At 66.0% G+C, this 16,080-nt stretch carries 16 protein-coding genes; 4 read left to right on the top strand and 12 right to left on the bottom strand.

Annotation, left to right across the window (positions count from 1 at the left end; genetic code table 11):
- The first annotated feature begins 305 nt into the window (after positions 1 to 305).
- Positions 306 to 1,550, top strand: a complete 1,245-nt coding sequence (gene flgE / locus FFS49_RS21700) for a flagellar hook protein FlgE (protein ID WP_105818864.1) — start codon at positions 306 to 308, stop codon at positions 1,548 to 1,550.
- A 104-nt stretch (positions 1,551 to 1,654) separates the two neighbouring features.
- Here the strand turns inward: flgE and asd are convergent, their stop codons facing one another.
- From asd to FFS49_RS21660, 7 genes are all read right to left on the bottom strand, one after another.
- On the bottom strand, positions 1,655 to 2,776 hold the full coding sequence (asd, locus tag FFS49_RS21695; protein WP_027791140.1) for an aspartate-semialdehyde dehydrogenase: 1,122 nt from the start codon (positions 2,774 to 2,776) through the stop codon (positions 1,655 to 1,657).
- A gap of 299 nt (positions 2,777 to 3,075) precedes the next feature.
- Positions 3,076 to 4,143: a 3-isopropylmalate dehydrogenase gene (gene leuB / locus FFS49_RS21685; protein ID WP_039358295.1), complete on the bottom strand. Its 1,068-nt coding sequence runs from the start codon at positions 4,141 to 4,143 to the stop codon at positions 3,076 to 3,078.
- Positions 4,144 to 4,222: 79 nt separating this feature from the next.
- Positions 4,223 to 4,873: a 3-isopropylmalate dehydratase small subunit gene (leuD, locus tag FFS49_RS21680; protein WP_039358292.1), complete on the bottom strand. Its 651-nt coding sequence runs from the start codon at positions 4,871 to 4,873 to the stop codon at positions 4,223 to 4,225.
- Between the two features lie 67 nt (positions 4,874 to 4,940).
- The gene (locus FFS49_RS21675; RefSeq protein ID WP_039358289.1) at positions 4,941 to 5,087 is read right to left on the bottom strand and encodes an entericidin A/B family lipoprotein; all 147 of its coding nucleotides are present in this window, start codon (positions 5,085 to 5,087) and stop codon (positions 4,941 to 4,943) included.
- Positions 5,088 to 5,090: 3 nt separating this feature from the next.
- A complete protein-coding gene (gene leuC / locus FFS49_RS21670; protein ID WP_039358286.1) occupies positions 5,091 to 6,500 on the bottom strand; it encodes a 3-isopropylmalate dehydratase large subunit in 1,410 nt (469 codons plus the stop codon).
- 235 nt (positions 6,501 to 6,735) lie between these two features.
- The gene (locus tag FFS49_RS21665) at positions 6,736 to 7,494 is read right to left on the bottom strand and encodes a Tat pathway signal protein (RefSeq protein ID WP_105818865.1); all 759 of its coding nucleotides are present in this window, start codon (positions 7,492 to 7,494) and stop codon (positions 6,736 to 6,738) included.
- A gap of 32 nt (positions 7,495 to 7,526) precedes the next feature.
- Positions 7,527 to 8,348, bottom strand: a complete 822-nt coding sequence (locus FFS49_RS21660) for a hypothetical protein (protein ID WP_105818866.1) — start codon at positions 8,346 to 8,348, stop codon at positions 7,527 to 7,529.
- Positions 8,349 to 8,753: 405 nt separating this feature from the next.
- On the opposite strand from FFS49_RS21660, the gene FFS49_RS21655 reads away from it, so the two are divergent.
- Positions 8,754 to 9,077, top strand: a complete 324-nt coding sequence (locus FFS49_RS21655) for a cupin domain-containing protein (protein WP_105818867.1) — start codon at positions 8,754 to 8,756, stop codon at positions 9,075 to 9,077.
- Positions 9,078 to 9,205: 128 nt separating this feature from the next.
- Positions 9,206 to 9,931: a glutathione S-transferase gene (locus tag FFS49_RS21650; RefSeq protein ID WP_039358278.1), complete on the top strand. Its 726-nt coding sequence runs from the start codon at positions 9,206 to 9,208 to the stop codon at positions 9,929 to 9,931.
- Positions 9,932 to 10,033: 102 nt separating this feature from the next.
- Here FFS49_RS21650 and FFS49_RS21645 read toward each other — a convergent pair whose 3' ends face one another.
- The 5 genes from FFS49_RS21645 to FFS49_RS21625 all read right to left on the bottom strand — a co-directional run bounded on the left by FFS49_RS21645 (position 10,034) and on the right by FFS49_RS21625 (position 14,948).
- A complete protein-coding gene (locus FFS49_RS21645) occupies positions 10,034 to 11,566 on the bottom strand; it encodes an amino acid permease (RefSeq protein WP_105818868.1) in 1,533 nt (510 codons plus the stop codon).
- A gap of 100 nt (positions 11,567 to 11,666) precedes the next feature.
- Positions 11,667 to 12,131 (bottom strand): Lrp/AsnC family transcriptional regulator, encoded by a 465-nt coding sequence (locus tag FFS49_RS21640; protein WP_105818869.1) that lies wholly within the window; start codon positions 12,129 to 12,131, stop codon positions 11,667 to 11,669.
- Between the two features lie 98 nt (positions 12,132 to 12,229).
- Positions 12,230 to 12,988 (bottom strand): arginine deiminase family protein, encoded by a 759-nt coding sequence (locus FFS49_RS21635; RefSeq protein ID WP_105818870.1) that lies wholly within the window; start codon positions 12,986 to 12,988, stop codon positions 12,230 to 12,232.
- Between the two features lie 209 nt (positions 12,989 to 13,197).
- A complete protein-coding gene (locus FFS49_RS21630) occupies positions 13,198 to 14,448 on the bottom strand; it encodes a DUF1479 domain-containing protein (RefSeq protein WP_105818871.1) in 1,251 nt (416 codons plus the stop codon).
- 110 nt (positions 14,449 to 14,558) lie between these two features.
- Positions 14,559 to 14,948 carry a VOC family protein gene (locus tag FFS49_RS21625; protein ID WP_046549909.1) on the bottom strand — a complete coding sequence of 130 codons (390 nt, stop codon included), beginning with the start codon at positions 14,946 to 14,948 and terminating at the stop codon, positions 14,559 to 14,561.
- 71 nt (positions 14,949 to 15,019) lie between these two features.
- Here FFS49_RS21625 and FFS49_RS21620 point away from each other — a divergent pair, with 71 nt between their 5' ends.
- On the top strand, positions 15,020 to 15,997 hold the full coding sequence (locus FFS49_RS21620) for an AraC family transcriptional regulator (protein WP_105818872.1): 978 nt from the start codon (positions 15,020 to 15,022) through the stop codon (positions 15,995 to 15,997).
- Positions 15,998 to 16,080 lie beyond the last annotated feature (83 nt).

Raw genomic sequence — 16,080 nt, 5'->3', positions numbered from 1 at the left:
AATTGCGCATCCCCTCCGTCAAGCCCCCGCCCCATAAGGCTTTCCAGCCTCACCCCCGCCTCATTACTCATACGAAATCGATCATTTCGACAGCAATTCAATTAAATTACACAAGATTACACAGATCGAATAATTGCCGTCGCTAGGATCGTCTTCAAACAAGAATCGGCGCAGTTCGACCATCGCGCTCGCACCCGCCGTAAAAGCGGGAACGCGGTCGGCCTGGCTGACGCCGTGAGGTGCCAGGGAGGCATCCCGCAGTCGCACGACTGCATTTACTCACCAGCTCGTTACGGGGATCGAACATGGGCTATCAACAGGGTTTGAGCGGGTTGGCCGGCGCGGCGAACCATCTCGACGTGATCGGCAACAACATCGCGAACGCAAACACGGTTGGCTTCAAGCAGGGTCGCGCGAACTTCGCCGACATGTACGCGAATTCGGTCGCGACGTCGACCAACACGCAGATCGGCATCGGCACGCGGCTCACGTCGGTGCAGCAACAATTCGGACAGGGGACGATCAACACGACGAAGTCGTCGCTCGACATCGCGATCAACGGCAATGGTTTCTTCCAGATGTCGAACAACGGCGTGACGACGTACTCGCGTGATGGTGTATTCCACCGCGACAAGAGCGGTGCCATCGTCGACGCGCAAAACCGCAACCTGATGGGCTATGCGGCCGGCCCGGGCGGCGCCATCAACACCGCGGCGACCGTGCCGCTGCAAGCGCCGACCACCAACATCGCGCCGCAGGCGACGACGAAGATCACCGGCCAGTTCAACCTGAACTCGCAGGACAAGGTGCCGGCCAAGACGCCGTTCAACGCGGGCGACAACACTACGTACAACTACAATTCGTCGATCCAGGTGTACGACACGCTCGGCGGTGCGCAACAGGTCTCGATGTATTTCACGAAGAACGCGGCCGGCACCTGGCAGGCCTATGCGGGCGTGCAGGGCCAGACGCCGACGAATCTCGGCACCGTCACGTTCGACGCATCGGGCCGGATCAGCTCGACGACGTCGGCCGCAACCGGCCAGCCGACGCCGAGCGTCGGGCAGTTCTCGTTCTCGATCCCCAACGCGTCGGGCGCCGCCAATCCGCAGAACCTGACGCTCGACCTGACCGGCACGACGCAGTTCGGCGGGAAAAGCGGCGTGAACAACCTTGCGCAGGACGGCTTCGCGAGCGGCACGCTGACGACGTTCTCGATCGGCGCCGACGGCAAGCTCACCGGCAATTACTCGAACGGCCAAAGCGCGTTGCTCGGCCTGATCGCGCTCGCGAACTTCAACAACCCGAACGGGCTCGTGAACATCGGCGGCAACCAGTATGTGGAAACCGCCGCGTCGGGCGTGCCGCAGATCTCCGCGCCGGGCAGCACGAACCACGGCACGCTGCAGGGGAGCGCGCTGGAAAACTCGAACGTCGACCTGACGACCGAGCTCGTGAACCTGATCAAGGCGCAGCGCGATTACCAGGCGAACGCGCAGACGATCAAGACGCAGCAGGCCGTCGACCAGACGCTCCTGAACATGCGCTGACCCGCACATGAAAAACGCGCCGCGCCAGCCTTGATATCGTCAAGGCCGACGCGGCGCGCAATCTCGTGCACCGCGGCCCGCATCTCGCGGGCCGGTCATGCAGCTTACTTGTCGAGCAGGATGCGCAGCATGCGGCGCAGCGGCTCGGCCGCGCCCCACAGCAGCTGGTCGCCGACCGTGAATGCCGACAGGTATTCACCGCCCATCGCGAGCTTGCGCAGACGGCCGACCGGCACCGTCAGCGTGCCCGTGACGTTCGCCGGCGACAGGTCGCGCATCGACGCTTCACGCTCGTTCGGTACGACCTTCACCCAGTCGTTCGCCGACGCGAGGATGCCGTTGATCTCGTCGAGCGGCACGTCCTTGTTCAGCTTGATCGTCAGCGCCTGCGAGTGGCAGCGCATTGCGCCGATCCGCACGCACAGGCCGTCGACCGGGATCGAACCCGGCTCGCCCATGGCCGGCTTGCCGAGGATCTTGTTGGTTTCCGCGCCGCCCTTCCACTCTTCCTTCGACATCCCGTTGCCGAGATCCTTGTCGATCCACGGGATCAGCGAACCGGCGAGCGGCACGCCGAAGTTGCTCGTCGGCATCGCATCGCTGTTCATCGCGGCCAGCACGCGGCGGTCGATGTCGAGGATCGCGGAAGCCGGATCGGCGAGTTGCTCCTTCACCGCGCCGTTCAGCGTGCCCATCTGCGACAGCAGCTCGCGCATGTTCTGCGCGCCCGCGCCCGATGCGGCCTGGTAAGTCATCGCCGTCATCCAGTCGACGAGGTTCTCGCGGAACAGGCCGCCGAGCGCCATCAGCATCAGGCTGACCGTGCAGTTGCCGCCGATGAAGTTCTTCGTGCCCTTGACGAGCGCGTCCTTGATCACGTCGAGGTTGACCGGATCGAGGATGATGACCGCGTCGTCCTTCATCCGCAGCGACGATGCCGCATCGATCCAGTAGCCGTTCCAGCCGGCCGCGCGCAGCTTCGGGAACACGTCGTTCGTGTAATCGCCGCCCTGGCACGTGATGATCACGTCGCACTTCTTCAGCTCGTCGACGTTGGTCGCGTCCTTGAGCGTAGTCTCGTTTTTCGCGAACGACGGCGCTTTGCCGCCCGTGTTGCTGGTGCTGAAAAACACCGGTTCGATCAGGTCGAAATCGCCCTCTTCCTGCATGCGCTGCATCAGGACGCTGCCGACCATGCCGCGCCAACCTACGAGACCTACGTTCATGACTAACCCTTTGATGGAGCTTCCCCGCCATTTCCGTCCCCGATGTGACCGCGCGGGGAAATAGGCGGGCACGACGGACGATCAGCGTTTAATGATCGTTTTCGTGGTAATGGTTTTCGTGATGACGATGGCGCGCGCACCCACACGGGCTGTGTTGCCGTGGAGTTTCAAGACCGGGGAGATCAGGGAAAGATGCGCCATCGTTCGAGTCTACACAAAGCCGGTGGCCCGCACAACGGCCAACCGCATGCGAACCGGCCGATTTCGCGGCCTGTTCGCACCCTTTCTACATGATTGCGTTACAGCGCCGCGACCACCGCGTCGCCCATCGCCGTCGTGCCCACCTGCCGGCAGCCCGGCGTCGCGATGTCGCCCGTGCGGTAGCCCTGTTCGAGCACCGTTTTCACCGCGCGCTCGATGCGATCGGCCTGCTCCGCGCGATTCAGCGAGTAGCGCAGCATCATCGCGGCCGACAGGATCGTCGCGAGCGGGTTCGCGATGCCCTTGCCCGCGATGTCCGGCGCCGAACCGTGCGACGGTTCGTACAGGCCCTTGTTGTTCTTGTCGAGCGACGCCGACGGCAGCATGCCGATCGAGCCCGTCAGCATCGACGCCTCATCCGACAGGATGTCGCCGAACATGTTGCCCGTGACGATCACGTCGAACTGCTTCGGCGCCTTCGCGAGCTGCATCGCCGCGTTGTCGACGTACATGTGCGACAGCTCGACGTCCGCGTATTCCTTCGACACGTCGATCATGATGTCGCGCCAGAACTGCGACGTCTCGAGCACGTTCGCCTTGTCGACCGACAGCAGCTTCTTCGCGCGCTTGCGGGCCGCCTGGAACGCGACGTGCGCGATGCGGCGCACTTCCGGTTCCGAATAGCGCATCGTGTCGAAGCCTTCGCGCTCGCCGGCGAACAGGCCGTCCGGTGCAGCGCGCACGCCGCGCGGCTGGCCGAAGTAGATGTCGCCGTTCAGTTCGCGCACGATCAGGATGTCGAGGCCCGCGACCAGCTCGGGCTTCAGCGGCGACGCATCGACGAGCTGCGGATAGCAGATTGCCGGGCGGAAGTTCGCGAACAGCTCGAGGTGCTTGCGCAGCCCGAGGATCGCCTGCTCGGGGCGCAGCGCGCGCTCGAGCGAGTCGTACTTCCAGTCGCCCACGGCGCCGAACAGGATCGCATCGGCTTCCTTCGCGAGCTTCAGCGTCGCGTCGGGCAGCGGATGGCCGCTCGCCTCGTAGCCCGCGCCGCCGACCGGCGCCTGTTCGAGTTCGAACTTCTCGTCGAGTGCGTTCAGCACCTTCACGGCTTCATTGACGATTTCCGGACCGATGCCGTCGCCGGGCAGCACTGCAATCTTCATGCGAAATTCCTGACTGGGTAGGTTTTTTGGGAGGCAGGCCGGCGAACGCGCCGCCGGCGCGCCCGCCCGAAAGGCGATCTCAGCCGACCAGCTTGGTATTGAGCCACGGCTGCTTCACGAGCCGCTCGGCTTCGAACTGGCGGATCTTGTCCGCGTGGCGCAGCGTGAGGCCGATGTCGTCGAAGCCGTTCAGCAGGCAGTACTTGCGGAACGCGGCGATCTCGAACGGATACTCGCGGCCGTCGCCCGTGCGCACGACTTGCGCGTCGAGGTCGACCGTCACCTCGAAGCCGTTGAACGCGACCGTCTCGTTGAACAGGTGATCGACCTGCTGCTCGGTCAGCACGATCGGCAGCAGGCCGTTCTTGTAGCAGTTGTTGAAGAAAATGTCAGCGAAGCTCGGCGCGATGATCGCGCGGAAGCCGTACTGCTGCAGCGCCCACGGTGCGTGCTCGCGCGAGCTGCCGCAGCCGAAGTTCTTGCGCGCGAGCAGCACGGATGCACCCTGGTAGCGCGGCTGGTTCAGCACGAAGTCGGGATTCAGCGGACGCTTCGAGTTGTCCTGGCCCGGCTCGCCATGATCGAGATAACGCCATTCGTCGAACGCGTTCGGACCGAAGCCCGTGCGCTTGATCGACTTCAGGAACTGCTTCGGGATGATCGCGTCGGTGTCGACGTTCTCGCGATCGAGCGGCGCCACGACGCCGGTATGCACAGTGAATTTTTCCATGATCCGTCTATCCGGTTGAAGGGCCGGCGTCCAGCCGGCACCCATCGCAAATTCTCGGTCGGCGGCGTCAGTCCGCGGCGCGCTGAAGCGCGTTGCCGGCGGCGTTGACGTCCTGGCCGAAGCCTCGGACGGTATTGCAGCCCGCGAGGCCGAAAACCAGCCCCGCCAGCGCCAGCGCGGCAACCCGCCGCGCAATGACTTTCGATGCCGTCACGCGTTACCCCAGCTGGCGAATGTCGACGAAGTGACCTTCGATCGCCGCGGCCGCCGCCATCGCGGGGCTCACGAGGTGCGTGCGACCGCCCGCGCCCTGACGGCCTTCGAAGTTGCGGTTCGACGTCGACGCGCAGCGCTCGCCCGGCTCCAGCCGGTCGGCGTTCATCGCGAGGCACATCGAGCAGCCCGGCTCACGCCATTCGAAGCCCGCATCGGTGAATACCTTGTCGAGCCCTTCGCGCTCGGCCTGCGCCTTCACGAGGCCCGAGCCCGGCACGACCATCGCGAGCCGCACGTTCGACGCGACACGACGGTTCAGCTTCTTCACGACATAGGCGGCCGCGCGGATGTCTTCGATACGTGCATTCGTGCACGAGCCGATGAAGATCTTGTCGACCTTGATCGATTCGATCGGCGTGTTCGGCTCGAGCGCCATGTACGCCAGCGCGCGCTCCATCGCGTCGCGCTTGACCGGATCCTTCTCGCGCTCGGGATCGGGCACGCGGCCGTCGATCGACGTGACCATTTCCGGCGACGTGCCCCACGTGACCTGCGGGACGATCTCGGCGGCGTTCAGTTCGACCACGCGGTCGAACTGCGCGCCGTCGTCCGACTTGAACTGGCGCCAGTATTCGACGGCCTGATCCCATTCCGCGCCGGTCGGCACGAACGGGCGGCCCTTCAGGTAGTCGATCGTCGTGTCGTCCACCGCAACCATGCCTGCGCGCGCGCCGGCCTCGATCGCCATGTTGCAGACGGTCATGCGGCCTTCCATCGTCAGCGCGCGAATGGTCGAGCCGCCGAATTCGATCGCGTAGCCCGTGCCGCCGGCCGTGCCGATCTTGCCGATGATCGCGAGCACGATGTCCTTCGCGGTACAACCGCGCGGCAGCGTGCCCTCGACCTTCACGAGCATGTTCTTGCTCTTCTTCTGCAGCAGGGTTTGCGTGGCGAGCACGTGCTCGACTTCCGACGTGCCGATGCCGTGCGCGAGCGCACCGAATGCGCCGTGCGTCGACGTATGCGAATCGCCGCACACGATCGTCATGCCCGGCAGCGTCGCGCCCTGCTCCGGCCCGATGATGTGGACGATGCCCTGGCGCACGTCGTTCATCTTGAACTGCGTGATGCCGAACGCATCGCAGTTCGCGTCGAGCGTGTCGACCTGCAGCTTCGAGACGGGATCGGCGATGCCGTGGCTGCGATCGGTGGTCGGCACGTTGTGGTCCGACACGGCCAGGTTCGCGCTGATGCGCCACACCGGACGCTGCGCCATCTTCAGCCCTTCGAACGCCTGCGGGCTCGTGACTTCATGCAGCAGCTGACGGTCGATGTAGAGCAGAGTCGTGCCGTCTTCCTCGGTGTGGACCACGTGGGTGTTCCACAATTTGTCGTAGAGAGTCTGTGCCATGGGTATGCGGGGTCGTTGTGACTACAAGCCTTGCGGATGTGGTCGATTATGCCACGCAGAACGCGTCACGGCTCAGGCCGGACGCGAAAAAACCCATTAAAAACAGTGGTTTGGCTGGTAGTCCCAATACCTGTATCGGCATTACCCGGCAAACGGGGCACGCACGATCCGGCGCGGCGCGATGGCGAATCGCGGATCATGTCGCCCGGATCGCGTGCGCCGATGCGTCGCGATGTCAGCCGTTCGGGTACTCGCGATCGATCAGGGCGAGGCGCAGCATGCCGAGCTGCACGCCCGCGTTGCTCATCAGGTAGAGATCGCGCCGCCGCATGGCCGGCATCAGCGCCGACGTGTCGTAGAGCGACGGAAGCGTGAGGCCGGCCGGCACGGCGGCCTGCATCCCTGCCGCGGTCGACACGCGCACGGCCATCGACGCCTGATCCGCATGCGTGACGACGCCGACCTTCCCTGGCGCCGCGGCCGAGCCGGCCTGCCTGACGATCGCGGCGGCCACGCCATCCGGTGCCGGGATCGGGCTGCCGGCAGCAAGGGCCGGTGTCGCGATCGACGTCACGCCGGCCGTCAGCCCGTACTTCGATGCGAGCACGCTCGCGACTTCCTGCTGCGCGTAGATCGGGGCCGGGACCTTCTGTCGAAGCTGGAACACGGCGTCGGCAATCGCCTCGTTCACGGGGCCAGGCACCGGCGTGGCGCCGGATGTCGCGGCACGATTGCCGAAGCTGAACGCGGCAATCGTGTTGATACCGGCAGCGTCGACGGTCGGCGGCGTCCACGAGAAAAACGTGTCGAACAGGTAGCCGGTTTCGGCGGCGGCGGTCGCGCGATCGTTCAGTTCGTTCGTCAGCTTGCCGAGCATCTGGCGCTGCAATTCCGCATCGGAAACGAGGGCATCGCTCGCGAAAGCCGGGGCAACGGATGCACACGAGGCGGCGAGCAACGAAGTGGAAGCCAGGAAATGGCGGCGGGTCGTCATGGTCATGAGATTCGAGTGAGGAGCGGAAGGCGTCATCCCTTCGGGAACGCCTGCATCGTCGCGGTCACCGCGCGGCCAAGCATCTGCGCATACATGTCGTGCACGAGATAGAGGCTGCGATTGCGCGTCCACGGCTGGCCCGATTGCGGGTCGTATATCGTCGGCAGCGACACCTCGGCCACCGCGGCAGCCTTCATGCCCGCCTGCTGCGAGGTCTGGATGCAGCGCTTCGCATGGTCGCGATGGCCGACCACCGCGACGGTGCCCATTGCCGCCGCGCCGCCCGCGCGCGACACGGCCACGGCCGCGACGCCGGCCGTGCTCAGGTACACGATCGAGCCATCGCTCGCGATCACCGGCTCGATCGACGACAGCACGTCGGCTCCCATCCCGTACTTCGACACGAGAAAGCGCGCGATCTCCCATTGCGCGTACACCTTCACCGGTTTCAACTGGCGAATCCGGTACACGGCATCCGCGAGCGCTTCGTTGACGGGCCCCGGGTCGGGCAGCGCGATCTGGTTGCCGCCGGTGCTCGACGTGTTGCCGCTTGCCGCATTCGGGCGATTGCCGAAGCTGTACGCGACGATCGCGCCGACCTGCGCGGCCGGCAAGGTCGGCAGGTCCCACGTGAAGCCGACGTCGGTCAACGCCGGCACGATCGCATTGACCGTCGCCGCGTCGCCGAGCTGCGCATTGAGCTTCGAGGACATCTGCGCGGCCAGCGCCGCATCGGTGACGGGCGCCGACGTGACGTCGTCACCGCCGCATGCACTCAGCAACGGCGCCACGGCAACCGCGGGTGCGGCAGCAAGAATTTTTCTGCGTAAAGAAGCCGACGGGTTTCGATTCATGAGAAATACGAAATGATGCGAGCAACGCCGGCAGCCGGTCACGGCGTTGCAAGTCGCGGGTTCACGGGAAACGACAACCTGACGCGTCGCGCGGTTGGGCGATGGATGGCAGGGTCGACGCTCGAATCGAATCGCTGCATATCGGTCGATTGACGATGCGCGATCGTAGTGGGCGTTTATTAAATCGCGGTGAACCTGTCGATCGAATGCGGACGAACGTCACGCTGTTTCATCGATGGACACATGCGTTTCATCCATGGCGAGCGTGTGCGTGCACTGTTTCATCGGTGGCGAGCAACGTGATTCGCCCGCCTCGTCGGGCGCAGAACATCGCGCTCCCGATTTCGAGATACGATGGCTCAACGCCTGACGTAGCCCCCACGATCCGGATCCGGAGCCCTCACCATGAAGCTCGGCCTGAACGAATCGCTCGCCCGCCTCGACGATGAAGGCACGCTGTTCACGACGCTGTTTCGCCACGGTACGCTCGACGTCGAGCTGTACCGGCCGAGCATCGACGACAAGCAGAAGCCGCATACGCGCGACGAGGTCTACGCGATCTCCACGGGCACGTCGCGCTTCGTCGTCGACGGCCGCGAATGCGAAGTCGCGGCCGGTGACGTGCTGTTCGTCCCGGCACACGCCGAGCACCGCTTCGTCGGCTTCTCCGACGACTTCTCGACGTGGGTGTTCTTCTACGGCCCCGAAGGCGGCGAGCGCGGCGCGTAACGCACGACGCACGCGGCACTTTTCCTGCGATCGCCTAGACTGTCTATTCGCAGCGGGTGGCCCGCGACGCGTGGCCGCCCGGTCGTCACGATGCCGGTGGCAGCCGGTTCAACGAACGGGAAAACAGCATGCGATACGAACTGTATTACTGGCCCGAGATCCAGGGCCGAGGCGAGTACGTGCGGCTCGCACTCGAAGCGGCCGAAGCCGACTATGTCGACGTCGCACGTGAATCGGGGCGCGGCATGGGTGTGCCGGCAATGATGCGCATGATGGACAGCACGAAGGCGGAATGCGTGCCGTTCGCGCCGCCGTTCCTGAAGGCCGGCGACGTCGTCGTCGGGCAGACCGCGAACATCCTGCTGTTTCTCGGCGCGCGGCTCGGGCTCACGCCCGACGACGAAGCCGGCCGGCTGTGGGTGCACCAGCTTCAGTTGACCGTCGCCGATTTCGTCACCGAGATCCACGACACGCATCATCCGATCGCAAGCGGCCTCTACTATGAGGATCAGCAGGCGGAAGCCGCCGAGCGTGCGGCCGATTTCCTGGAAAACCGGCTGCCGAAATTCCTCGGTTACTTCGAGCGCGTACTCGACCAGAATCCGCACAAGAGCGGCTACCTCGCCGGCAACGCACTCAGCTATGCGGACCTGTCGATGTTCCAGTTGATCGAGGGCCTGCGCTACGCGTTTCCGAAAGCGATGAAGCGTGCGGAGCGGAAGATCGCGGCGCTGGTTGCACTGCATGATCGCGTTGCGCTGCATCCGCCTGTCGCGCGCTATCTCGAGTCGGAACGTCGCATTCCGTTCAACGACATGGGCATCTTCCGGCACTATCCGGAGCTGGACAAGTAGCGGCGAACGGCATCCGCGCCGCTTCGTGCACGGCCGCCGCCGCATCGGCACCGGCCGTACGACACGGCCGGCCCGCGTTACCGCGCTTTCGATACCAGGCAGTCAGTGCGACTGCCCGTGCTGCGTAGCCGCTGCATCGACGGCCTCGACCGAACGCGTCAGCCACGGCCCGATGTCCATCTCCTCGTAGCGCACGAGCCGACTCTTGCGCGCACGGCGATACGCCCACCAGATCGCGACGAACAGCGGAATCCACACGTAGATCGACAGCACTTCCATCCAGTCGATGCGGGCTGCGAAAAACGCCTGGTAATCCTGCCCGAGCGAAATCACGATGCAGATCGCGATCGCGAACAGCGGCCCGAACGGGAACCATTTCGCGCGGTACGGCAGTTGTTCGAGCCGGTAGCCCTGCTTCAGGAATCCCTTGCGGAACCGGTAATGGCAGACCGCGATGCCGAGCCATGCGATGAAGCCGGTGATGCCGACCGTATTCAACAGCCACAGATAGATGCTCTGGTTGTTGGTCAGCGACGTGAGGAAGCACAGCCCGCCGACGGCCATCGTCGCGTACAGCGCGTTGCGCGGCACGCCGCCCGGCGACAACGTCGCGAACATCGCCGGCGCGCGCCCTTCCGCGGCGAGGTTGTACAGCATCCGCGTGGCAGCGTAAGTTCCGGAATTGCCGGCCGACAGCACGGCCGTCAGGATCACGAGATTCATCGCGCCGGCCGCGAGCCGGAACCCCGCGTGGCTGAACACCAGCGTGAACGGGCTCACGCCGATGTCGGTCACGTCGCTCTTCAGCAGGTTCGGATCCGTGTACGGCACCAGCAGCCCGATCACGAAGATCGCGAACACGTAGAACAGCATGATCCGCCAGAAGATCTGCTTCACCGCACGCGGGATCGTCTTGCGCGGGTTTTCCGATTCGCCGGCCGTGATCCCGACCAGCTCGGTGCCGAGAAACGAGAAGCCCGCGATCAGCGCGACGCTCATCATCGCGTGTACCCCGCCGACGAACGGCGCATCGCCCGTCGTGAAGTTGCGCAAGCCGACCGGATGCCCGTTCCCGATCAGGCCGGCAGCGATCAGCAGCCCGGCCGCGATGAACGCGACCACGGTGACGACCTTGATCAGCGAGAACCAGTATTCCGATTCGCCGAAGCCGCGCACCGACAGCGTATTCAGCAGGAAGATCAGCACGAGGAAACCCGCGCCCCACCAGATGCCGGGTATGGTCGGAAACCAGTAGCGCATCACGATCTGCGCGGCGACCAGCTCGATCGCGATCGTCACGGCCCAGCTGTACCAGTAGGTCCAGCCGAGCGCGACGCCGAAGCCTTCGTCGACGTACTTCTCGCCGTAGATCGCGAACGAGCCCGATACCGGCATCAGCGCGGCCATCTCGCCGAGGCCCGTGACGACGAAGTACACCATCATCCCGATCGCGATATACGCGGCAATCGCCCCGCCCGGCCCCGCCTGCGCGACCGACGCACCCGACGCGACGAACAACCCCGTGCCGATCGAGCCGCCGATCGCGATCATCGCGATGTGGCGGCCCTGCAGACGCCGCTTCAGCGTCGTTCCGGACGGTGCGGCCGTCTCCGCCGCCGCTTGCAAAGCATCCATAGTGTTCATCCTGGTTCGATTGGAGCCTGACGATTTGATTCGGAATGCAAATCGTCGCCCGGTCATTCGCGTCGAAACCGGCCCGTCCCGGCCGGCCGCATCACACGATGCTGCGCTTGATCGCCTGCAGTTCGGCCGTCGTCACGATCTTCTCGATCCGGAACCGCGGGCTTTCCAGCCATGCGTTCGCGATTCGCCGGTACTCGTCGAGATCCTCGCACGCGAGCCGCACGAGAAAATCGAACGTGCCGCTGACGAGCCAGCAATCGAGCACGGCCGGATTCGCTCGCATGTCGTCCTCGAACGGCGCCTGCGAACGCCCGTGGTCGGCCAGCGTGACCTGCGCGATCACGACGATCGGCTTGGTCGCGCGCGGCGCCTTGATCACCGCGCGGTACCCTTCGATCACCCCAAGCGCCTCGAGCCGCTCCACGCGCGCCTGGCACGGCCGCGGCGTGAGGTTCACGAGCTCGGACAGCTTCCGGTAGGAAATCCGCCCGTCGATGCGCAGAATGTCGAGGATCCGGAGATCGATCTTGTCGAGCTGCATCTTCTTGTCGGTCATCCGCGTTCGCTCCGGTCGGGTCGTGGCTGGTGCGCGGAACGTCTCCTGTTCCGCGCGGGGGCCACATTATCCGGCCGAAGCGACCGCGCGCCAATCGGCTAGAACCGCAGCGACAGGCAGGTCAGGCCGCCGTCCATCTTGCGGAACTCGCTCGTATCGATCACGTGCAGCGGCAACCCGAGCGACGCGATCGCGTCGTGCACGCGCGGGTAGCCGGCCGGGGTGATCAGCGTGCCGTTCACGCGCAGCGTGTTGCCCGCGTATTCGTCGGCGGCCGAGATCGCGATCCGGCGATAGTCGGCGAAGGCCGGATGCGCGGCCAGCGCTTCGGTCACGAGCAGCGTGTCGTCGCCGAGCGCGTTGACGACCGACTTGAGATGCAGGCCGGCGCCCACCGGCACCGCGACGACCGAATAGCCGTAGCGTGACACGAGCGATTCGAATGCGGCGATACCGTCGGCGTCGGTGCGGCCCGTCAGGCCGATGTAGAAGCGCTTGCCGACCTGCATCACGTCGCCGCCGTCGAGACGGCCGTCCTGCATCGGCAGCAGGTCGCGATGCGCGGCCAGCGCCGCTTCGATATGCACCGTCTCGCCCCGCCGCGCCGGCGCACCGGGGCGCGTGATCACCGCGAATTCGGGCGTCACGACCGCGGTGTCCTCGACGAAGTGCGAATCGGGAAAGGCCTCCAGCGGCGGCAGTTCGGTCAGCGCGACGCCGAGCATGCGCAGCACTTCGCAGTATGCGTGGAACTGGGTGAGCGTCTTGTCGTAATCGGGCGCGCCGAGTTCGGCCGTGGTCAGGCCCGCGCCACAGGACGGCGCGGGACGGCGAACGATCGCTTGCGTGAATTGCATCGACTCCTCCATGGTCAGCGCCACACCCGTGCTTCACACGGGGCGGCTGCGTTGTGTCCGGACCATTATCGGAAGCCAAATTGCGCAATTCGCGTCGATTTCGGCTGCGCCGACAGCCGATTGCGTCGAATTGCACGCGGCACGCAGCGGATTCGGCAGCCCACCGTTCGCCGCCCGGCGAGCCGCCGCTTTCACGTGCGGCGCGCTTGCTACACGCCCGCCCCGAACCCCATCTGCGAACGGCCGAGCGCCGTGAGATCGCCCTCCCCGCCGCGCCCGTCGAATTCGACCTCGAAATGATCGGCCGGGAAATCGGGCGGGCTCTCGCCGCGCAGGAACGCAGCGCGCTGACGCTGCAGGTACGCGTCGTTCTTCGCGCAACCGGGCGCGGCCGCGATGTACATCACGTTGCTGTCGCCGCTGCCGCGGTGCGCATCCTCGACCGCGTGCACGACGTCGCCGTGCCAGAACACCGCGTCGCCCGGCTCCATGTGCGGGATCGGCACCAGCGCGTCGAGCAGCAGCGCGTGCCATTCGGGCCGGATCGACAGCGCGCGGCCCGGACGCGCGCCGCACAGGTCGTCGTCGGCCACGTCGTCCTGCAGCGCCCGCAGGACGACGTAGGCCATCGCGTTCGCAACCGGGATCAACTGCAGCGTACCGTCGCCGGGCCCCTGCGGCGTCAGTGCGGTCCAGCCCTGGAACGTGCGGAACATCGAGCACACGGCCGGCGACGGAATCTCCTCGACATCGGGACGGAACGCCGCATCGAACGGGTCGTAGTCGCGCCAGCGGCCGGCCAGCACGTGACGGTAGACCTGCCGGAAATTCGCGCCAAGCCAGCGTTCGACCGAACCGCCGTCGACATGCGGTGACAGCCCGAGCGACGTCGAGCTGGGCGGGCGGCGGCGAATCCGGTCCGCATAGGCCGGCACCTGGTCGGGATCGAAGTGCGTGCGGCCGCCGTCCGCGTGCCGCCACAAGCGGTTCAGGAACACGCGCGCCCGGGTCAGTGCCGGTGACTGGCGCGCAGCCACCTGCGGCTTCGACCAGTAGACGCCGTAGATCTGCGGCTTGCCCGACGCGAGGTTGCCGAAATAGCGGTCCTCGGCACGGGCATGCAGCCGATCGGTGAAGCGGTTCGCATCCAGGTAGGCACCGATCTCGTCGTTCCAGTCGCGCGCCTGCCGGGGGTCGAACACGCCACGGATCACGACCGCGCCATGCGTGCGGATCGCGGCGATCGCGCGCGGATCGACCGTCCCGCCCGCTATATCCGCGAACGGCACCACCGGAATAACGTCACGACCATGCGCATGCGCACGGCGAATCACGTCGACCTGCCGCGCGATATCGCCCTCCAGCTCGCGAAACGTGGCCGCATAACCGGGCAGGTCGGCGCGCAGCGCCCTTTTCGCGTCGCGAATCGCGGCAGGCAGGTCGTCAATCGTCAGTTGCATCGTGGTCTCCTCGCTGACAGGTGTCGTGATGTGCTGCCAGAGTACGGCCGGCGCGCGACCTCGATTACCACTATCCGGCCAACTATCGATACAATCCTGACAACCGTAGGTCACGCCGGACGATGGCAGACCACGCACAGCTTGTTGCCGTCCGGATCGCGGAAATACGCGCCGTAGTAGTCGCGGTGATAGTGCGGCCGCAGGCCCGGCGGCCCTTCGCAGGTGCCGCCATGACGCAGCGCGAGCGCGTGGCAGCGATCGACGTGTGCGCGGGTCGGCGCATCGAACGCGATCGTGTGGCCATTGCCCGGTTCGGGCGCGCGGCCGTCGAGCGGGTGGCCGAAGAAGAACAGCGGCCGGTCGGCGTCGGCCGGCATCCAGCCCGACCAGCCGTCCGGCTCGCGGAATTTCAGGCGCAGCCCGAGTTCCGCGAACAGCGGCGCGTAGAAATCGTAGGCGCGCGAAGTATCGGTCACCCCCACGCAAACATGTGAAAACATGGCATCGCTCCTTCGTGACGATCGCTCACGATCATGCCACGGCGCGATGCCGGCTCCCTCCGGAGGCCGCGATGAAACCGCAGTACGAGCACGTGACGTTCGCTTCCGGCTGTTCGATCCGCATATATCACCGTCAGCTCGCGCGCATTCCATTCGAATGGCATCGCCATCCCGAATACGAGCTGACGCTGACGCTCAACAGCCGTGGCCGGCGCTTCATCGGCGATCACGTCGCGCACTACGCGGACGACGACCTGGTGCTCGTGCCGCCCAACCTGCCGCATACCTGGTCGTCGAATGCACGCATCGATCGCGATGCCCCCGAAGTCGCGCTCGTCATCTGGTTCGACGGCGACTGGGCGCGGCGTCTGGCCGACTGTTGCCCCGAGTACGCAGCGCTGCGCTCGCTGCTGCGGCGTGCCGCACCGGGCCTGCGCTTCGACACCGACGCGGCCCGTGCGATGCGCGCACGGCTGCCGCAGTTGCTCGATCCGTCGCCACGCACACGGCTCGCGGCCGCGCTCGACACGCTCGCCGATCTCGCGGAAGCCGGCGGTGAACCGCTCGCCACCGCGCATGCATACGACCGGGCCGACGGTACGACACCGCCCGCCAACGTCGCCGCCCCCGAAGCCGAACGCCTCGACCGCGTGCTCGACGCGATCGACCGGCACTTCCACGAACCGTTGCGCATCGACGCGCTCGCCGCCACCGCGCACATGTCCGAACGCACCTTGCAGCGCCTGTTCGTCCGGCACCTTGGCGAAAGCGTCGGCCGCTACGTGCAGCGGCTGCGGCTCGCGCACGCGTGCCGTCATCTCGTCGGCACCGACTGGCCGATCGCGACCGTGGCTGCGCGCTGCGGCATTCCGAATGCCGCGAACTTCAATCGCCAGTTCCTCGCCGCACGCGGGATGACGCCCGGCGCATACCGGCAATTCTTCGTGCAGCACGGCCACGCGCCCGATCACGACGCGCCCGCACTCGACACGCGCCCGCCGTCGCTGGAACGCCGCGCGGGCCCGAGCGAAGTTCGGCCGCACAAATGAAAACACCCCGACGGGATGACCCGTCGGGGTGTCGTGGCGTTGCGATCGCCTGACGCGAGCGGCCTGCCGGCCGTTCGCGCCGC

The sequence above is a fragment of the Burkholderia sp. 4NA327C6 genome (assembly GCF_005502655.1).
GTDB classification, from domain to species: domain Bacteria; phylum Pseudomonadota; class Gammaproteobacteria; order Burkholderiales; family Burkholderiaceae; genus Burkholderia; species Burkholderia contaminans.
The sequence above is the reverse complement of the archived record's forward strand: the minus strand, read 5'-3'. Positions and strand labels throughout refer to the sequence as shown.